19 protein-coding genes are annotated in these 16,942 nt (G+C 69.5%); 6 read left to right on the top strand and 13 right to left on the bottom strand.

The window, feature by feature from the left end; translation table 11 throughout:
* Window positions 1-18: 18 nt before the first annotated feature.
* The 3 genes from OIE75_RS25720 to OIE75_RS25710 all read right to left on the bottom strand — a co-directional run bounded on the left by OIE75_RS25720 (window position 19) and on the right by OIE75_RS25710 (window position 2,142).
* Window positions 19-342, bottom strand: a complete 324-nt coding sequence (locus OIE75_RS25720; RefSeq protein WP_003973611.1) for an STAS domain-containing protein — start codon at window positions 340-342, stop codon at window positions 19-21.
* Window positions 343-515: 173 nt separating this feature from the next.
* A complete protein-coding gene (locus tag OIE75_RS25715; RefSeq protein WP_307015143.1) occupies window positions 516-1,364 on the bottom strand; it encodes a 3-hydroxyacyl-CoA dehydrogenase family protein in 849 nt (282 codons plus the stop codon).
* A 136-nt stretch (window positions 1,365-1,500) separates the two neighbouring features.
* Entirely contained in the window at window positions 1,501-2,142 is a 642-nt protein-coding gene (locus OIE75_RS25710; RefSeq protein WP_329472244.1) for a TetR/AcrR family transcriptional regulator, read from the bottom strand.
* A gap of 81 nt (window positions 2,143-2,223) precedes the next feature.
* On the opposite strand from OIE75_RS25710, the gene OIE75_RS25705 reads away from it, so the two are divergent.
* From OIE75_RS25705 to OIE75_RS25695, 3 genes are all read left to right on the top strand, one after another.
* Window positions 2,224-3,006, top strand: coding sequence for an ABC transporter ATP-binding protein (locus tag OIE75_RS25705; RefSeq protein WP_307015141.1), 783 nt, complete (start codon window positions 2,224-2,226; stop codon window positions 3,004-3,006).
* A 67-nt stretch (window positions 3,007-3,073) separates the two neighbouring features.
* On the top strand, window positions 3,074-3,823 hold the full coding sequence (locus OIE75_RS25700; protein ID WP_122616260.1) for an ABC transporter permease: 750 nt from the start codon (window positions 3,074-3,076) through the stop codon (window positions 3,821-3,823).
* A gap of 13 nt (window positions 3,824-3,836) precedes the next feature.
* Window positions 3,837-4,409, top strand: coding sequence for a cob(I)yrinic acid a,c-diamide adenosyltransferase (locus OIE75_RS25695; protein ID WP_122616259.1), 573 nt, complete (start codon window positions 3,837-3,839; stop codon window positions 4,407-4,409).
* 37 nt (window positions 4,410-4,446) lie between these two features.
* On the opposite strand, the gene OIE75_RS25690 is transcribed toward OIE75_RS25695, so the two are convergent.
* Window positions 4,447-5,049 carry a hypothetical protein gene (locus OIE75_RS25690; RefSeq protein WP_329472243.1) on the bottom strand — a complete coding sequence of 201 codons (603 nt, stop codon included), beginning with the start codon at window positions 5,047-5,049 and terminating at the stop codon, window positions 4,447-4,449.
* Between the two features lie 152 nt (window positions 5,050-5,201).
* On the opposite strand from OIE75_RS25690, the gene OIE75_RS25685 reads away from it, so the two are divergent.
* The 3 genes from OIE75_RS25685 to OIE75_RS25675 all read left to right on the top strand — a co-directional run bounded on the left by OIE75_RS25685 (window position 5,202) and on the right by OIE75_RS25675 (window position 9,054).
* The gene (locus OIE75_RS25685) at window positions 5,202-6,398 is read left to right on the top strand and encodes a sensor histidine kinase (RefSeq protein ID WP_329472242.1); all 1,197 of its coding nucleotides are present in this window, start codon (window positions 5,202-5,204) and stop codon (window positions 6,396-6,398) included.
* On the top strand, window positions 6,395-7,036 hold the full coding sequence (locus OIE75_RS25680; protein WP_122616255.1) for a response regulator: 642 nt from the start codon (window positions 6,395-6,397) through the stop codon (window positions 7,034-7,036). Before OIE75_RS25685 ends, OIE75_RS25680 begins: the two co-directional genes overlap by 4 nt.
* A gap of 158 nt (window positions 7,037-7,194) precedes the next feature.
* Window positions 7,195-9,054: a glycoside hydrolase family 18 chitinase gene (locus OIE75_RS25675; RefSeq protein ID WP_307015137.1), complete on the top strand. Its 1,860-nt coding sequence runs from the start codon at window positions 7,195-7,197 to the stop codon at window positions 9,052-9,054.
* Between the two features lie 74 nt (window positions 9,055-9,128).
* On the opposite strand, the gene OIE75_RS25670 is transcribed toward OIE75_RS25675, so the two are convergent.
* From OIE75_RS25670 to atpB, 9 genes are all read right to left on the bottom strand, one after another.
* Window positions 9,129-9,575, bottom strand: coding sequence for a DUF2550 domain-containing protein (locus OIE75_RS25670; RefSeq protein WP_122616253.1), 447 nt, complete (start codon window positions 9,573-9,575; stop codon window positions 9,129-9,131).
* Window positions 9,576-9,704: 129 nt separating this feature from the next.
* Window positions 9,705-10,079 (bottom strand): F0F1 ATP synthase subunit epsilon, encoded by a 375-nt coding sequence (locus OIE75_RS25665; RefSeq protein ID WP_064729863.1) that lies wholly within the window; start codon window positions 10,077-10,079, stop codon window positions 9,705-9,707.
* A gap of 130 nt (window positions 10,080-10,209) precedes the next feature.
* Window positions 10,210-11,658, bottom strand: a complete 1,449-nt coding sequence (gene atpD / locus OIE75_RS25660) for a F0F1 ATP synthase subunit beta (RefSeq protein ID WP_307015136.1) — start codon at window positions 11,656-11,658, stop codon at window positions 10,210-10,212.
* Complete coding sequence (locus OIE75_RS25655; RefSeq protein ID WP_307015135.1) at window positions 11,658-12,575, bottom strand: F0F1 ATP synthase subunit gamma; 918 nt, start codon at window positions 12,573-12,575, stop codon at window positions 11,658-11,660. Before OIE75_RS25655 ends, atpD begins: the two co-directional genes overlap by 1 nt.
* 21 nt (window positions 12,576-12,596) lie before the next feature.
* Window positions 12,597-14,186 (bottom strand): F0F1 ATP synthase subunit alpha, encoded by a 1,590-nt coding sequence (gene atpA / locus OIE75_RS25650; RefSeq protein WP_307015134.1) that lies wholly within the window; start codon window positions 14,184-14,186, stop codon window positions 12,597-12,599.
* 157 nt (window positions 14,187-14,343) lie between these two features.
* Entirely contained in the window at window positions 14,344-15,159 is an 816-nt protein-coding gene (locus OIE75_RS25645; RefSeq protein WP_329472241.1) for a F0F1 ATP synthase subunit delta, read from the bottom strand.
* On the bottom strand, window positions 15,156-15,716 hold the full coding sequence (locus OIE75_RS25640; protein WP_185832462.1) for a F0F1 ATP synthase subunit B: 561 nt from the start codon (window positions 15,714-15,716) through the stop codon (window positions 15,156-15,158). Before OIE75_RS25640 ends, OIE75_RS25645 begins: the two co-directional genes overlap by 4 nt.
* Before the next feature lie 40 nt (window positions 15,717-15,756).
* Window positions 15,757-15,978: an ATP synthase F0 subunit C gene (gene atpE / locus OIE75_RS25635; protein WP_004925497.1), complete on the bottom strand. Its 222-nt coding sequence runs from the start codon at window positions 15,976-15,978 to the stop codon at window positions 15,757-15,759.
* 77 nt (window positions 15,979-16,055) lie between these two features.
* Window positions 16,056-16,895: a F0F1 ATP synthase subunit A gene (atpB, locus tag OIE75_RS25630; RefSeq protein ID WP_307015132.1), complete on the bottom strand. Its 840-nt coding sequence runs from the start codon at window positions 16,893-16,895 to the stop codon at window positions 16,056-16,058.
* Between the last annotated feature and the right edge of the window lie 47 nt (window positions 16,896-16,942).

Below are 16,942 nucleotides of genomic sequence, written 5' to 3'. Positions count from 1 at the left end.
TGTGTCGGGCACGAGACGTCACACCCTGGGCAGGGTCTCCACGCCGATGCCGCCCTCGATGGCCAGGATCCTGTGCAGCCTGGTGGCCACCAGCAGGCGCTGCATCTGCGGAGGTACTCCGCGCAGCACCAGCCGCCGGCCGCAGCGGCCGGCCCGCCGGTGGGCCCCCATGATCACGCCGAGGCCGGTCGCGTCCCAGGAGTCCAGCTCTGACAGGTCCAGCACCAGGTCGCCGACTCCGTCGTCGACGGCCGAGTGCAGGACCGTACGGGCGTCCGCCGCGCTGCGGACGTCGAGGCGGCCCCCGACGACCAGCTCGACGTGGTCGCCCCTGATGTGCATATGCGCTCCCCGGCGTGGGTCCTTGTTCGTCTCTTCGATTCTTCGACGTGGTCTCTCGGCGGTATCAGGTGTTGCACCCTCTGACTGGCCGGAAGGACCGGAGGTTGCCGCCTGTAAGCGAACCGATACCGAATTCACCCCGGCGTGTGATGTCTCCCGGGGCCGATGGGACTTCAGTGCTTGTAGAAGCCCTGCCCGCTCTTGCGGCCGATGTCACCGGCGTCCACCATCCGGCGCATCAGCTCCGGCGGGGCGAACTTCTCGTCCTGGGACTCGGTGTAGATGTTGCCCGTGGCGTGCAGCAGGATGTCGACGCCCGTCAGGTCGGCGGTGGCCAGCGGCCCCATGGCGTGGCCGAAGCCCAGCTTGCAGGCGAGGTCGATGTCCTCGGCGGTGGCGACACCCGACTCGTACAGCTTCGCGGCCTCGACGACGAGGGCGGAGATGAGGCGGGTGGTCACGAAGCCTGCGACGTCGCGGTTGACGACGATGCAGGTCTTGCCGGCGGACTCGGCGAACTCACGTGCGGTGGCGAGCGTTTCGTCGCTTGTCTTGTAGCCGCGCACCAGCTCGCACAGCTGCATCATGGGGACCGGCGAGAAGAAGTGGGTGCCGACGACCTGCTCGGGGCGTTCCGTCACCGCCGCGATCTTGGTGATCGGGATGGCGGAGGTGTTGGACGCGAGGATCGCCCCGTCCTTCACCAGTTGGTCGAGCGCGCGGAAGATCTCGTGCTTGACCTCGAGCTTCTCGAAGACGGCCTCCACGACCACGTCCGCGTCCGCGACGGCGTCCAGGTCGGTGGTCGCGGTGATCCGCGCGAGCGCGGCGTCGGCCTCCTCGGCCGCCAGCTTCCCCTTGGCGACGAACCTGTCGTACGAGGTGCGGATGCCGTCCGTGCCGCGCCGCAGCGCCTCGTCGGTGACGTCCCGCAGGACGACGTCCCAGCCCGCCTGTGCGGCGACCTGGGCGATGCCGGACCCCATGAGGCCGGCTCCGATGACGGCGAGCTTCCGTGCCACTGTGCGACTCCCCTGATACAAGCTGTCCTTGGTCTCTCGGCCGGAGATTAGCGGGCGTGAGGGGCTGTGTGACCGGTTAGTAACGCGCGTCACGTCTCACATGACGGACATCACACCGGCGTGTGTCATTCGGGTGTCACTCCGCGCCCCGTACGGCGTAGTTGAGCACCTTCTCACTCAACAACTCCTCCATCTCGTCCAGCAGCAGGAGCATCTCGCGGGAGACCTGGGCCGGTTTGCCCCCGGCGACCATGCGCTGGCCGATTCCCATCATCACGGTGCCGTGCAGCCAGTTGATCTGACCGGCCATCAGGGCAGGCAGCGGATCGTCGGCCGCGGCGCCGGTCTCCTCCCTGAGGGTCTCCTCCAGATTGACCAGGACCTCCTGGCCGATGGCCCACATCCTGGACCGCAGGGCGGGCGACTCGTGCACGACCTTCATGAATCCGGCGTATCCGTCCATCAGGCCCACGCGCGGCGAGACCGACTCGACCTCGTCGCGCAGCTCGCGCAGGACGGCGTACGCGGCGGACTCCCCGGCGCCCCGCCCGCGCACCCAGCGCGACAGCCGGTCGATCACGCCCTTGGAGCGGTCGAGGAACAGGTCCTCCTTGGCCGGGAAGTAGTTGTACACGGTGTTCACGGAGACGTTCGCGGCCTCCGCGACCTCGGCGACCGTCACCGCCTCGAAGCCGCGCTCCAGGAACAGCCCCGTGGCGACGTCCGAGAGGTACTGCCGGGTCTGCCGCTTCTTCCGTTCCCTGAGTCCCTCGGCCATGCGCCCATCCTAGGCTTCGCTGGTGCCGGTAGAAAATTGGGGCTGTTGCAAAATTTAAGTGACTCTGTTTTTCTGGGGCGCATGGCAATCATCAGTACGGCCGGCCTGGCCCGGACCTTCACGACCGCGCGCGGCCCGGTCGAGGCCGTGCGCGGCATCGACCTGACCGTCCGCGAGGGCGAGATCCTCGGCTTCCTGGGCCCCAACGGCGCCGGCAAGACCACCACCCTGCGGATGCTCACGACGCTGCTCGCCCCCACCGGCGGCGCGGCCACCGTCGCGGGACACGACCTGGCGACGGACCCCGCGGGGGTGCGCCGGGCCTGCGGGTACGTGGCGCAGTCGGGCGGGGTGGACCCGCAGATCACCGTGCGGGAGGAGCTGGTCACCCAGGGCCGCCTGTACCGGCTGCCCCGGGCGCGGGCCGAGGAGCGTGCGGAGGAACTCGCCCGCGACCTGGACCTCACCGCGCTGCTCGACCGCAAGTGCGGTGCGCTCTCCGGTGGTCAGCGGCGGCGGCTGGACATCGCCATGGCGCTCACGCACCGCCCGAAGGTCCTCTTCCTGGACGAGCCGACCACCGGGCTCGACCCGGGCAGCCGCGCCGACCTGTGGGACCTGGTGCGGCGGCTGCGCGACGAGCAGGGCACGACGGTCTTCCTCACCACCCACTACCTCGACGAGGCCGACGCGCTCTCCGACCGGCTGGTCGTCGTGGACGGCGGAGTGGTGGTCGCCGAGGGCACGCCGGACGCCCTGAAGCGGGAGTACGGCGGCGCGGCCGACGCCCCGCTCCAGGACACCTTCCTCGCCATCACCGGCCGCAGCGCCGCGCCGGCCGACGCCGCGCCCGTGGCCGTGTAGAAGCCCCGAGCCGCCCCCATGGAAGCCCCAAGCCGCCGTACCGCACCCGAGATCCGAGGCTGACCCGATGCTGTTCCACGACACCGCGCTCATCTACGGCCGCTATCTGCGCCAGTCCCTGCGCTCCCGCTTCGCGCTGCTGTTCGGCGTGCTGATGCCGCTGCTGTACCTGCTCTTCTTCGGCCCGCTGCTGACCGATCTGCCACTCGGCGGGCGGGGCAGTTCCTGGCAGGTGCTGGTGCCGGGCCTGCTGCTCCAGCTGGGGCTGTTCGGCGCCTCCTTCGCCGGCTTCTCGGTCATCATCGAGAACGGTCAGGGCGTGGTCGAACGCATGCGCGTCACGCCGGTCAGCCGATTGGCGCTGCTGCTCGGCCGGGTGCTGCGGGACGCCACGGTCTTCGCCTTCCAGGCGGTGCTGCTGGTGCTGGCGGCCGTGGTGATGGGTCTGCGGGCGCCGCTGGCCGGGGTGCTGATCGGCTTCGCGTTCGTCGCCCTGCTCACGGTGTCGCTGGCGTCGCTGTCGTACGCGCTGGCGATGAAGGTCCGCACGCCGCAGTCGTTCGGGCCCGCCGTCAACGCGCTGACGATGCCGTCGATGCTGCTGTCCGGCCTGATGCTGCCGATGACCCTGGGACCGGCGTGGCTGGACGTGCTGTCGCACCTGATGCCGTTCCGCTATCTGGTGGACGCGGTGCGGGACGCCTACGTCGGCAGCTACGCGACGGCGCACATGCTGTACGGCACGCTGGTGGCGCTCGCGTTCACCGCACTGGCCGTGACGGTGGGCACACGCGTGTTCCGGAGCGCCGGTGCGTAACTAGGCTGGCCTCATGGTCAACCTGACGCGCATCTACACCCGGACCGGCGACCAGGGCACCACCGCCCTCGGTGACATGAGCCGGGTCCCGAAGACCGACCTCAGGATCTCCGCGTACGCCGACGCCAACGAGGCGAACGCGGTGATCGGCACGGCCATCGCCCTGGGCGGTCTGCCGGAGGACGTCGTCAAGGTCCTCGTCCGGGTCCAGAACGACCTGTTCGACGTGGGCGCGGACCTGTCGACGCCGGTGGTGGAGAACCCGGAGTTCCCGCCGCTCCGGGTCGAGCAGTTCTACGTCGACAAGCTGGAGGCGGACTGCGACCGCTACCTGGCCGAGGTGGAGAAGCTCCGCTCCTTCATCCTGCCCGGCGGCACGCCCGGCGCGGCGCTGCTGCACCAGGCGTGCACGGTGGTCCGGCGGGCCGAGCGCTCGACCTGGGCGGCGCTCGAGGCCCACGGCGAGACGATGAACCCGCTCACCGCGACCTACCTCAACCGCCTGTCCGACCTCCTGTTCATCCTGGCCCGCGTGGCGAACAAGGAGGTCGGGGACGTGCTGTGGGTGCCGGGCGGCGAACGCTGACCGCTCCGCGGGGAGTGGTGCGACGGCGATCGGTCGGCTACCGCTTCGTCGTGGCAGATCGCGCAGTTCCCCGCGCCCCTGCGGGGCGCTCCTCGGGGCGCTGTCCTGACGGAGCCCTTTTCGGCCAGATCGCGTAGGTGAGGGCGATCAGGCCGTGGATGCCGGCCGTGCGCCAGGCCGTGTACTGCCAGCTCTCCAGGGACGTGGTGCGGCTCGGGTCGTCGACGTACCACATGGCGATCTGGAGCAGCCCGGTCGCCACCGCGGCGGCGAGCAGCGTGCCGAGCCACACCCTGCCCTCGTGCCGGGCCCGGGCCATGCCGTGGCGCGGCGGTCCGGCCGGCTTCGGCGCGCCGCCGATCCGGTGGGCGGCGTGGCCGTCCAGCCACTTCACGGTGCGGTGGCCGTGACCGACGGTGTAGCCGATGTACAGCGCCGCGAGGCCGTGCTTCCAGCTCGGGTCGGCGCCGTTCTTCAGGTCCAGCGCGGTGACCACCAGCAGCACGACCTCCAGCAGCGGCTCGCACAGCAGCAGCACCATGCCCGTGCGCGGCATCCGCAGCAGATAGCGGACGGACAGCCCGGCCGCCAGCAGCACCCAGAAGCCGATCTCGCAGACGATGATCAGGGTGACGATCACGGTTCGCTCCTCTCGATCGCCCTTCCAGACTCCCGTGCCGCCCGCCCCGGATCGTCGTCGCCGGTGACGAACCTCCGGTACATCGAAAGATGCAGTGCGGGACCCTTCCCCGGCATCAGGCGGGCGGGCCCCGGGCCGTGTTGGATGGGGACATGGCCGCACGACTCCCCCGCCCGCGCCGCTTCGACTGCTACGTCGCCGCGGCCGGACTGCTCGGCGGCCTGCTGCTGTGGGGCATCGGGCTGGGCGTGCGACCGGCCGACGAGCCGGTCGTGCTGTTCGACGGCAAGTGGCCGCTGCTGGTCCCGCTCGTGGTCATGGCGGCCTGCGAGCTGCTGCGCCGCTCCGCTCCCCGCACCGGCCTGCTGATCGGCACCGCCGCGCTGATCGGGGACACGCTCACCCAGGGCAGCCTGGTCACGGTGATCATGTACACCGACGTGATGTACGCCGCCGTGCTCTACGGTCCGCCCGCCTCGGCCCGCCGCATCCCCTGGATCACCGGGCTTCTCACGGTGGCCGGGACGGTCGTGCCGTTCGCCCTGTGGCGGCAGCCCGAGGCGCTGCTGATCGGGGTCGCCGTCGGGATCGTGTCCTTCGCCCCCGCCTCCACCGGACTGATCGTGCGCAACCACCGCGAGGCCGCCGACGCGGCCCTGCTGCGGGCCGATCAGACCGCGTTGCTGGCCGAGATGGACCGGGTCCAGGCGGTGACGGCGGAACGCTCCCGGATGGCCCGCGAGCTGCACGACATGGTCGCCAACCACCTCTCCGCGATCGCCATCCACTCCACCGCCGCGCTCTCCCTGGACGACCCGGCCACCACCCGGCGGGCGCTCGGCGTGATCCGCGAGAACAGCGTGGAGGGGCTGGCCGAGATGCGCCGCCTCATCGGCATCCTGCGGGACGACGGCGGGGACACCGAGCCGGCCGCCGCCCCCACCCTCGACGGACTCGGCGCGCTGGTCGACGGCGCCCGCGCCAACGGCCTCGACGTCACGCTGGACGCGGCCCACGGCGAGAACCTGCCCGCGCCGGTCGAGCTGGCCGCGTACCGGATCGTGCAGGAGTCGCTGACCAACGCCCTCAAGCACGGAGCGCCGGGGACGGTCCTGGTCCGGCTCACCCGCGACGAAACGGCCCTGCGGGTGCGCGTGACCAGCCCGTACGGCGGCCGGGACGCCCCCCGGGCACCCGGTTCCGGCGCCGGTCTGGTCGGCATGCGGGAGCGTGCCGCGCTGCTGCGCGGCAGCTTCGAGGCCGGGGCGGTGGCGGACCCCGGCTCACCGGACGGCAAGATCTGGGCGGTGTGCGCCGTGCTGCCCCTGACCGAAGGAGACCTGGCATGATCCGCGTCGTCGTCGCCGAGGACCAGTCCGCCGTGCGCGCGGGACTGGTGCTGATCCTCGGCAGCGCACCGGACATCGAGGTCGTCGGGGAGGCCGCGGACGGCGAGCGGGCGGTGGCGCTGGCCCGGGAGCTGCGCCCCGACCTGGTGCTGATGGACGTTCAGATGCCGCGCATGGACGGGGTGTCGGCGACCGCGATCGTGGTCGGCGAGGGGCTGGCCGACGTGCTGGTGCTGACCACCTTCGACCTGGACGAGTACGTCTTCGGGGCGCTGCGGGCGGGGGCCGCCGGGTTCCTGCTGAAGAACACGGAGGCCCAGGACCTGCTCGCGGCCGTGCGCACGGTGGCGGGCGGCGAGGGCATCGTCGCCCCGGCCGTCACCCGGCGCCTGATCGCGGAGTTCGCGGCGAAGCCGGTGCGGGATCCGGCCGCCGACCCGGCGGTGCTGCGGGAGCTGACCCGGCGGGAGCGCGAGGTGCTGTCCTGCCTCGGCGAGGGGCTGTCCAACGCCGCGATCGCCGAGCGTCTCGACATGGCGGAGGCCACGGTGAAGACGCACGTCAGCCGCCTGCTGGGGAAGCTGTCACTGCGCAGCCGCGTGCAAGCCGCGGTGCTCGCACAGGAGTTGGGGATCTAGCTCCCGGAGCGGCACCCGGACCCGTTCCGGCTTCGACTACGGCACGCAGCACTGGTCCAGACCTATTGACCTAAGGTCCAGACCTTTCTATTCTCGCGGCACTGTGGACATGAGGCTCAGTCATGGCCACAACACAACCTCACATAAGGAGGCGCAGCATGCGCTTCAGACACAGAGTCGCGGCCCTGGTCGCGTGTCTGTCACTCCCGCTGGCCGGACTGGTCGGCCTGGCGAGTCCGGCCCAGACCGCGACATGGGGGTCCCCCCGCTCGAGCGCGGCCGAGAGTGGGGGAGCCACGGCCACGTTCAGCAAGACCTCGGACTGGGGCACGGGCTTCGGCGGCAACTGGACGGTGAAGAACACCGGCACCACGTCCATCAGCTCCTGGACCGTCGAGTGGGACTTCCCCTCCGGCACCAAGGTCACCTCCGCCTGGGACGCCACGGTCACCAACTCCGGCAACCACTGGACCGCCAAGAACGTCGGCTGGAACGGGACGCTCGCCCCCGGCGCCTCGGTCTCCTTCGGCTTCAACGGCAGCGGCCCCGGTTCCCCCTCCAACTGCAAACTCAACGGCGGCAGCTGTGACGGCGGGTCCACCCCCGGCGACGCGGCTCCCTCCGCCCCCGGCACCCCCACCGCCTCGGACGTCACCGACACCTCGGTGAAGCTGTCCTGGTCGGCGGCGACCGACGACAAGGGCATCAAGAACTACGACGTCCTGCGCGGCGGCACGAAGGTCGCCACCGTCACCGGCACCACCTACACCAACACCGGCCTGACCAAGGGCACCGACTACTCGTACACGGTCCAGGCCCGCGACACCGCCGACCAGACCGGACCGGCCAGCGGCGCCGTCCAGGTCCGCACCACCGGCGGCGGCGGGGGCGAGCCCGGCCCGAGCGGCAAGGTCAACCTCGGCTACTTCACCGAGTGGGGCATCTACGGCCGCAACTACCACGTCAAGAACCTGGTGACCTCGGGCTCCGCCTCGAAGATCACCCACATCAACTACGCGTTCGGCAACGTCAAGAACGGCCAGTGCACCGTCGACGACACCTTCGCCGCGTACGAGAAGGCCTACACCGCCGACCAGTCCGTCAGCGGCACCGCCGACACCTGGGACCAGCCGCTGCGCGGCAACTTCAACCAGCTGCGCCAGCTGAAGGCCAAGTACCCGCACATCAAGGTGCTGTACTCCTTCGGCGGCTGGACCTACTCCGGCGGCTTCGGCCAGGCCGCGCAGAACCCGGCGGCGTTCGCCAAGTCCTGCAAGGCCGTGGTGGAGGACCCGCGCTGGGCCGACGTCTTCGACGGCATCGACATCGACTGGGAGTACCCGAACGCCTGCGGCCTGACCTGCGACACCTCCGGTCCCGCTGCGTTCAAGAACCTCTCCCAGGCACTGCGCAACGAGTTCGGCTCCAACTACCTGGTCACCGCGGCCATCACCGCGGACGGCTCCAACGGCGGCAAGATCGACGCGGCCGACTACGGCGGCGCCTCCCAGTACCTCGACTGGTACAACGTGATGACGTACGACTACTTCGGCGCCTGGGCCAACACCGGCCCGACCGCCCCGCACTCCCCGCTGACCTCGTACTCCGGCATCCCGACCGCGGGCTTCAACTCCGCGGACGCGATCGCCAAGCTCAAGGCCAAGGGCGTGCCGTCCGCCAAGCTCCTGCTCGGCATCGGCTTCTACGGCCGCGGCTGGACCGGCGTCACCCAGTCGGCCCCCGGCGGCACCGCGACCGGCGCGGCACCCGGCACCTACGAGGCCGGCATCGAGGACTACAAGGTCCTGAAGAACGCCTGTCCCGTCACCGGCACGGTCGCCGGCACGGCGTACGCGCACTGCGGCAACCAGTGGTGGTCGTACGACACCCCGTCGACCATCGCGGGCAAGATGACCTGGGCCAAGAACCAGGGCCTGGGCGGCGCCTTCTTCTGGGAGTTCAGCGGTGACACCGCGAACGGCGAGCTGGTGAGCGCCATCAACAGCGGTCTGAAGTAACGAGCACCCTCAAGCGACGTTGACGCTCCCCCGGACTCCGTCCGGGGGGACCCCCAACCAGCGAGTGAATGTGGCTACGCCACATTCACTCGCTGACCGGGCGGGGCTGCCTCCAGCCACGCGAGGAATCCGGTCAGCGCGTCTTCGCTCATCGCCAGTTCGAGCCGTGTGCCCCGGTGCAGACAGGCCAGGACCACGGCGTCGGAGAGCAACGCCAGCTCCTCCTCGCCGTCCGGCACCCGGCGGCCGGCCACCTCGATCGCGGAGCGTTCCAGGACCCGGCGGGGGCGCGGGGAGTACGAGAAGACGCGGTACCACTCGACCCGGTCGCCGTTGTAGCGGGCGACGCCGTAGGACCAGCCCTTGCCGCCGGTGTCGCCCTCCTTGGGGGCGTCCCAGCGCAGGGAGCAGTCGAAGGTGCCGCCCGAACGCTGGATCAGCCGGCGGCGCAGACCGAAGACGAAGAGCCCGATCACCACCAGGGCGACGACAATTCCGCACACAGTCAGAGCGAGGACCATCGACACCGACCTCCTCGTCTCCTAGGTAACGGAACGGAAAAAACACCCGGATCTGCCTCAGCCGCGGCCGGGTCCGGATTGCTCCGGTCCCAGCCGCGGCTGAGTCACGTCATAGCACAGCGCCGTCGATCAGCGCCCCGCCGCCGCGCGCAGTCGGACGTCCGCGCGACGCTCGGCGTGGGCGTCGCCCTCCGCCTTCGCGCGCTCGAGCTCCCGCTCCGCACGCTGGACGTCGATCTCGTCCGACAGCTCGGCGATCTCGGCCAGCAGGGACAGCTTGTTGTCGGCGAACGAGATGAAACCGCCGTGCACCGCGGCGACGACCGTCCCACCGTCACTCGTACGAATGGTCACCGGGCCCGACTCCAGCACACCGAGCAGCGGCTGGTGACCGGGCATGACGCCGATGTCGCCGGACGTGGTGCGCGCGACGACCAGGGTGGCCTCGCCGGACCAGACCTCTCGGTCGGCCGCGACCAGCGCGACGTGCAGATCAGCAGCCAAGGTGGCTCCTCGGGTCACCACCCGGCGGGAGAGCCGGGTGTTGGTTACAAGTCTAAGGGGCGTGACGGAGGGGGCGGGACGCGCCCGCCCCCTCCGGTGTGAGCCGTGGGGCTCACCACGAGCGCGAGGCTCAGGAGACGCCGAGCTCCTTCGCGTTCTTCTTCAGGTCCTCGATGCCACCGCACATGAAGAACGCCTGCTCCGGGAAGTGGTCGTACTCGCCGTCGCAGATCGCGTTGAACGCGGTGATCGACTCGTCCAGCGGCACGTCGGAGCCGTCCACGCCGGTGAACTGCTTGGCGACGTGGGTGTTCTGGGACAGGAAGCGCTCCACGCGGCGGGCACGCTGGACGACCAGCTTGTCCTCCTCGCCGAGCTCGTCGATACCGAGGATCGCGATGATGTCCTGCAGGTCCTTGTACTTCTGCAGGATGTTCTTCACGCGCATCGCGGCCTGGTAGTGGTCCGCCGCGATGTACCGCGGGTCGAGGATGCGGGACGTCGAGTCCAGCGGGTCCACGGCCGGGTAGATGCCCTTCTCGGAGATCGGACGGGAGAGCACCGTCGTCGCGTCGAGGTGGGCGAAGGTGGTGGCCGGGGCCGGGTCGGTCAGGTCGTCCGCGGGGACGTAGATCGCCTGCATCGAGGTGATCGAGTGACCACGGGTCGAGGTGATGCGCTCCTGGAGGAGACCCATCTCGTCGGCCAGGTTCGGCTGGTAGCCCACCGCGGAGGGCATGCGGCCGAGCAGGGTCGAGACCTCGGAACCGGCCTGGGTGAAGCGGAAGATGTTGTCGATGAAGAACAGCACGTCCTGCTTCTGGACGTCACGGAAGTACTCGGCCATGGTCAGGCCGGCCAGCGCGACGCGCAGACGGGTGCCCGGCGGCTCGTCCATCTGACCGAAGACCAGCGCGGTCTTGTCGATGACGCCGGACTCGCTCATCTCGTCGATGAGGTCGTTGCCCTCACGGGTGCGCTCACCGACACCGGCGAACACGGAGACACCGTCGTGGTTGTTGGCGACGCGGTAGATCATCTCCTGGATGAGCACCGTCTTGCCGACGCCGGCACCGCCGAACAGACCGATCTTGCCGCCCTTGACGTACGGGGTCAGCAGGTCGATGACCTTGACGCCGGTCTCGAACATCTCGGTCTTCGACTCGAGCTCGTCGAAGTTGGGCGCCTTGCGGTGGATCGGCCAGCGCTCACCCGTGTACTGCTCGTCGACGTTCAGCACCTCACCGAGGGTGTTGAACACCTTGCCCTTGGTGAAGTCGCCGACGGGCACGGAGATGGCCGAACCCGTGTCGGTCACCGCAGCCTGGCGGACCAGACCGTCGGTGGGCTGCATCGAGATGGTGCGGACCAGGCCGTCACCCAGGTGCTGGGCGACTTCCAGGGTCAGGGTCTTGAGCTGACCCTCCTGGGCCGGGTCGGCGACCTCGACGTGCAGCGCGTTGTAGATCTCCGGCATCGCGTCGACGGGGAACTCCACGTCGACGACCGGGCCGATGACGCGCGCGACGCGGCCGGAGGCCACGCCCGACGCAGCGGTCGGCTCAACAGTGGTGGTCATTAGTTGTCACTCCCCGCGGTCGCGTCGGCCAGGGCACTGGCGCCACCGACGATCTCGCTGATTTCCTGGGTGATTTCGGCCTGGCGGGCCGCGTTGGCAAGACGGGAGAGCGTGTTGATCAGCTCACCCGCGTTGTCGGTGGCCGACTTCATCGCGCGCCGCGTGGCGGCGTGCTTGGAGGCGGCCGACTGGAGCAGCGCGTTGTAGATGCGGCTCTCCACGTAGCGGGGCAGCAGGGCGTCGAGGACGTCCTCCGCCGACGGCTCGAAGTCGTACAGCGGAAGGATCTCGTCCTTCGCCTTCGACTCCTGCGCGACCTCTTCGAGGCTCAGCGGCAGCAGCCGGGAGTCGACCGCCGTCTGCGTCATCATCGAGACGAACTCGGTGTAGACGATGTGGAGCTCGTCCACGCCGCCCTCCGCCGTCTCCTTCTCGATGGCCTCGATCAGCGGCGCCGCGACCTTCTTGGCGTCCGCGTACGAGGGCTGGTCGGTGAAGCCCGAGAACGACTCCGCGACCTTGCGCTCACGGAAGTTGTAGTGGGCCAGACCGCGGCGGCCGACGATGTACGTGTCGACCTCCCTGCCCTCGCGCTCGAGGCGCTCGGTGAGCCGCTCCGCCGCCTTGATGGCGTTGGAGTTGAAGGCGCCGGCCAGACCGCGGTCGCTCGTGAGGAGCAGGACCGCGGCACGGGTCGGGTTCTCCGCCTCCGTGGTGAGCGGGTGCTTCGTGTTCGACCCGGTACCGACCGCCGTGACCGCGCGGGTGAGTTCCTGCGCGTACGGCGTGGAGGCCGCCACCTTGCGCTGCGCCTTGACGACGCGCGAGGCGGCGATCATCTCCATCGCCTTGGTGATCTTCTTGGTCGCGGTGACGGATCGGATGCGACGCTTGTAGACCCGGAGCTGGGCTCCCATGAGTCAGGTCCCTTCCTTACGTCACTTGGCGGTGGACGGGGCGTCCTCGCCGAGCAGCCTGCCGTCCGAGGTCTCGAACTGCTTCTTGAACGACGCGATCGCCTCGGCGACGGCCTGCAGGGTGTCGTCGGACATCTTGCCGCCCTCCTTGATGGAGGTCATGAGGCCCTGCTCCTGGCGGTGCAGGTACTCCAGCAGCTCCTTCTCGAAGCGGCTGATGTCGGCGACGGGCACCTCGTCCATCTTGCCGGTGGTACCGGCCCAGACGGAGACGACCTGGTCCTCGGTGGCCATCGGCTGGTACTGGTCCTGCTTCAGCAGCTCGACCATGCGCTGACCGCGCTCCAGCTGCGACTTCGACGCGGCGTCCAGGTCGGAACCGAAGGCGGCGAACGCCTCCAGCTCACGGAACTGGGCGAGGTCGACGCGGAGCCGGCCGGAGACCTGCTTCATGGCCTTGTGCTGGGCGGAGCCACCGACGCGGGAGACCGAGATACCGACGTTCAGGGCCGGACGCTGACCGGCGTTGAACAGGTCGGACTCCAGGAAGCACTGGCCGTCGGTGATGGAGATGACGTTGGTCGGGATGAACGCCGAGACGTCGTTGGCCTTGGTCTCGACGATCGGCAGTCCGGTCATCGAACCGGCGCCCATGTCGTCGGAGAGCTTGGCGCAGCGCTCCAGCAGACGGGAGTGCAGGTAGAAGACGTCACCCGGGTAGGCCTCGCGGCCCGGCGGGCGGCGCAGCAGCAGCGACACGGCGCGGTAGGCGTCGGCCTGCTTCGACAGGTCGTCGAAGATGATCAGGACGTGCTTGCCCTCGTACATCCACTGCTGGCCGATGGCCGAGCCGGTGTACGGCGCCAGGTACTTGAAGCCGGCCGGGTCGGACGCCGGGGCGGCCACGATGGTCGTGTACTCCAGCGCGCCGTTCTCCTCCAGCGCGCGGCGGACCGACGCGATGGTGGAGCCCTTCTGGCCGATGGCGACGTAGATGCAGCGGACCTGCTTGTTCGGGTCGCCGGTGCGCCAGTTGTCACGCTGGTTGATGATCGTGTCGACGGCCAGGGCGGTCTTGCCGGTCTGGCGGTCGCCGATGATCAGCTGACGCTGACCGCGGCCGATCGGGGTCATGGCGTCGACGGCCTTGTAGCCCGTCTCCATCGGCTCGTGCACCGACTTGCGCTGCATGACCGTGGGGGCCTGCAGTTCGAGGGCGCGGCGGCCCTCGGTCTCGATCTCGCCGAGGCCGTCGATCGGGTTGCCGAGGGGGTCGACCACGCGGCCGAGGTAGCCCTCGCCCACGGCGACCGACAGGACCTCGCCGGTGCGGCTGACCGGCTGGCCCTCCTCGATACCGCTGAACTCACCGAGGGCGACGACACCGATCTCGCGCTCCTCGAGGTTGAGGGCGAGGCCGAGGGTGCCGTCCTCGAACTTCAGCAGTTCGTTGGCCATGGCCGAGGGCAGGCCCTCGACCTTCGCGATGCCGTCGCCGGCAAGGGTGACCGTACCGACCTCCTCGCGCGAGGCCGCGTCCGGCTTGTACGACTGGACGAAGTTCTCCAGTGCGTCCCGGATCTCCTCCGGCCGGATCGTGAGCTCCGCCATCTGAGTTCCCTGCTCTCCTTGTTGGGCCCGAAGTTTCACTTGGGGGGTATTCCACGAGTCGGGGACTCCCCCCAGTAAGAGGTGAATCCTCTGCACGGCCCAACCAGGGCCGTCGTAAGTACGTACTGCTTGCTGTGCTGTTGTCTCGCGCGGGGGGTCAGCTCGCCATGCGGCGGCCGGCCTCCTCCAGACGGTCCGCGATGGAACCGTTGATGACCTCGTCACCGACCTGCACCCGGATGCCTCCGACGACCTCGGGGTCCACGTCGAGATTGAGGTGCATCGGGCGGCCGTAGACCTTCGCGAGGGCGGCGCCGAGGCGCTGCTTCTGCGTGTCGCTCAGCGGCACCGCGGAGGTGACCACGGCGACCATCCGGTCCCGCCGGTCGGCGGCGAGCTTGGACAGGGACTCGAGTCCCGTCTCCAGGCTACGTCCCCGCGGCGCGGTCACGAGACGCGTGACCAGACGCCCGGTGCTCGCGTCCGCACGGCCGCCGAGCAGGCTGCGCAGCAGCTCGCCCTTGGCCGAGGTGGAGGCGGAGCGGTTGGTCAGCGCGGCGCGCAGCTCGGTGTTCGAGGAGACGATCCGGCCGAACCGGAACAGCTCGTCCTCGACGTCGTCGAGCCGGCCCGCCTTCTGGGCCGCGGTGAGGTCGGCGGTGTTCGCCAGTTCCTCCAGCGCGTCCACCAGGTCGCGGGACTGCGACCAGCGGGAGCGCACCATACCGGCCACCAGGTCGACGGCGGGGCCGCTGACCTGGGTGCCGAGGAGGCGCTGGGCAAGGTCGGCCTTGGCCTCGCCGGCCTGCGCCGGGTCGGTCAGGACCCGACGCAGCGACACCTCGCGGTGGAGCAGCGCGGTGACGGCGGCCAGCTCGTCGGCGAGCGAGCCGGCGTCCACGGACGTGGAGTCCGTCAGCGCGTCGAGACGCTCGCGTGCGGCAGCCAGGGCCTCGCGGCTCGCTCCGTTCATCGGGTTGCCTCTGCCTTCGTCGCCTTGTCGTCCAGCTCGTCCAGGAAGCGGTCGATGACGCGGCTCTGGCGGGCGTGGTCCTCGAGGGACTCGCCGACGAGCTTGCCGGCCAGGTCGGTGGCCAGCTTGCCGACGTCCTGGCGCAGCGCGGACGCGGCGGCCTTGCGGTCGGCCTGGATCTGGGCGTGACCGGCGGCGATGATCTCCTCACGCTGCCGCTGGCCTTCCGCGCGCATCTCGGCGATGAGCGTGGCGCCCTGCTCCTGCGCCTCCTGGCGCAGGCGCGCGGCCTCGTGACGGGCCTCGGCGAGCTGGGCCTTGTACTGCTCAAGGACGCTCTGGGCCTCGGTCTGCGCGGCCTCGGCCTTCTCGATACCGCCCTCGATGGCCTCGCGACGCTCTTCCAGAACCTTGTTGATGTTCGGGAGCAGCTTCTTGGCGAGGAAGCCGAAGACGATGACGAAAGCGATGAGGCCGATGACGACTTCCGGCCACGGCGGGATGAGGGGGTTCTCCTTCTCACCCTCAGCCGCCAGAAGTACCAGGGCGGAGTTCACATCAGTGCCTTTCGTCGAAAGGGTCGGTCGTCAGCTCGTCTTAGTAGACGAACGGCATGACGAGACCGATGAGGGCGAGCGCCTCACAGAACGCGAAGCCCAGGATCTGGTTGGCGCGGATCAGACCGGCCGCCTCGGGCTGGCGGGCGAGGGCCTGGGTGCCGTTACCGAAGATGATGCCAACGCCGACGCCCGGGCCGATGGCCGCGAGACCGTATCCGACGGAACCGAGGTCACCGGTGACAGCAGCAAGGTTGGACATGCTTGTTCTTCCTTCTCTTTACGGACCGGTGGGGGTTGGCCACCGGACGACTGGGGGTGTTCGAGGGGCGGGGGTGCTCAGTGGTGCTCGGCGAGCGCGCCCTGGATGAAGGTGCAGGTCAGCAGGACGAACACGTAGGCCTGAACCGCCTGGATGAAGAGTTCGAAGGCCGTCATGACGATGACCATCACGAACGAGACGCCGGCGTAGGCGATGCCGATGCCGTTGAGCATGTACCAGGTGGCGATCGTGAACAGCAGAAGCAGCGTGTGCCCCGCGAACATGTTCGCGAAGAGTCGGACGGCGTGCGTGAACGGGCGGACGATCAGGTTCGAGAAGAACTCGATCGTCATGGCCAGCGGGAGCACCGGGCCGAGCGACTTGTCGTAGCCCGTCACGTTCTTGAAGAAGCCGACGAAGCCGTGACGCTTGAAGGTGAGCGAGACCCAGAGGACGTAGACGATCAGAGCCATGCCGGCGGGGTAGGCGATGATCGACGTCACCGGGAACTGGGCGACCGGGATGATCGACCAGAGGTTCATCATCCAGATGAAGAAGAAGAGCGAGACGACCAGCGGGACGTACTTCTCGCCTTCCTTCTTGCCGATGGTCTCGTAGACGACGCCGCGGCGGATGAAGTCGTAGCCGGCTTCGGCGACCATCTGGAGCTTGCCCGGGACGACCTTCGGCTTGTTGAAGGCGGCCCAGAAGAAGCCCACGATGATGATGGAGCCGAGCAGGGCGAGCAGCATCGGCTTGTTGAAGTAAAGGCCGTTGCCGTCTGCGTTGCCCCAGAGCGGCTCGAAGAGGAACGAGTGCAGGCCGGGAGCCGGGAAGCCACACCCGTCGAAGAGGTGGCAGTCGGTCTCGAAGGCGAGCACCTGCGTCGGGTCAGCACTCACCGCGGGCTCCTTCATCGTGGCGCATGGGTACGGCAACCTCGTTGTGTCGGCGCGGCGCGGGG

It is taken from the genome of Streptomyces sp. NBC_01723 (genome assembly GCF_036246005.1).
Taxonomy (GTDB): domain Bacteria; phylum Actinomycetota; class Actinomycetes; order Streptomycetales; family Streptomycetaceae; genus Streptomyces.
This window is presented reverse-complemented; position numbering and strand designations above follow the sequence as displayed.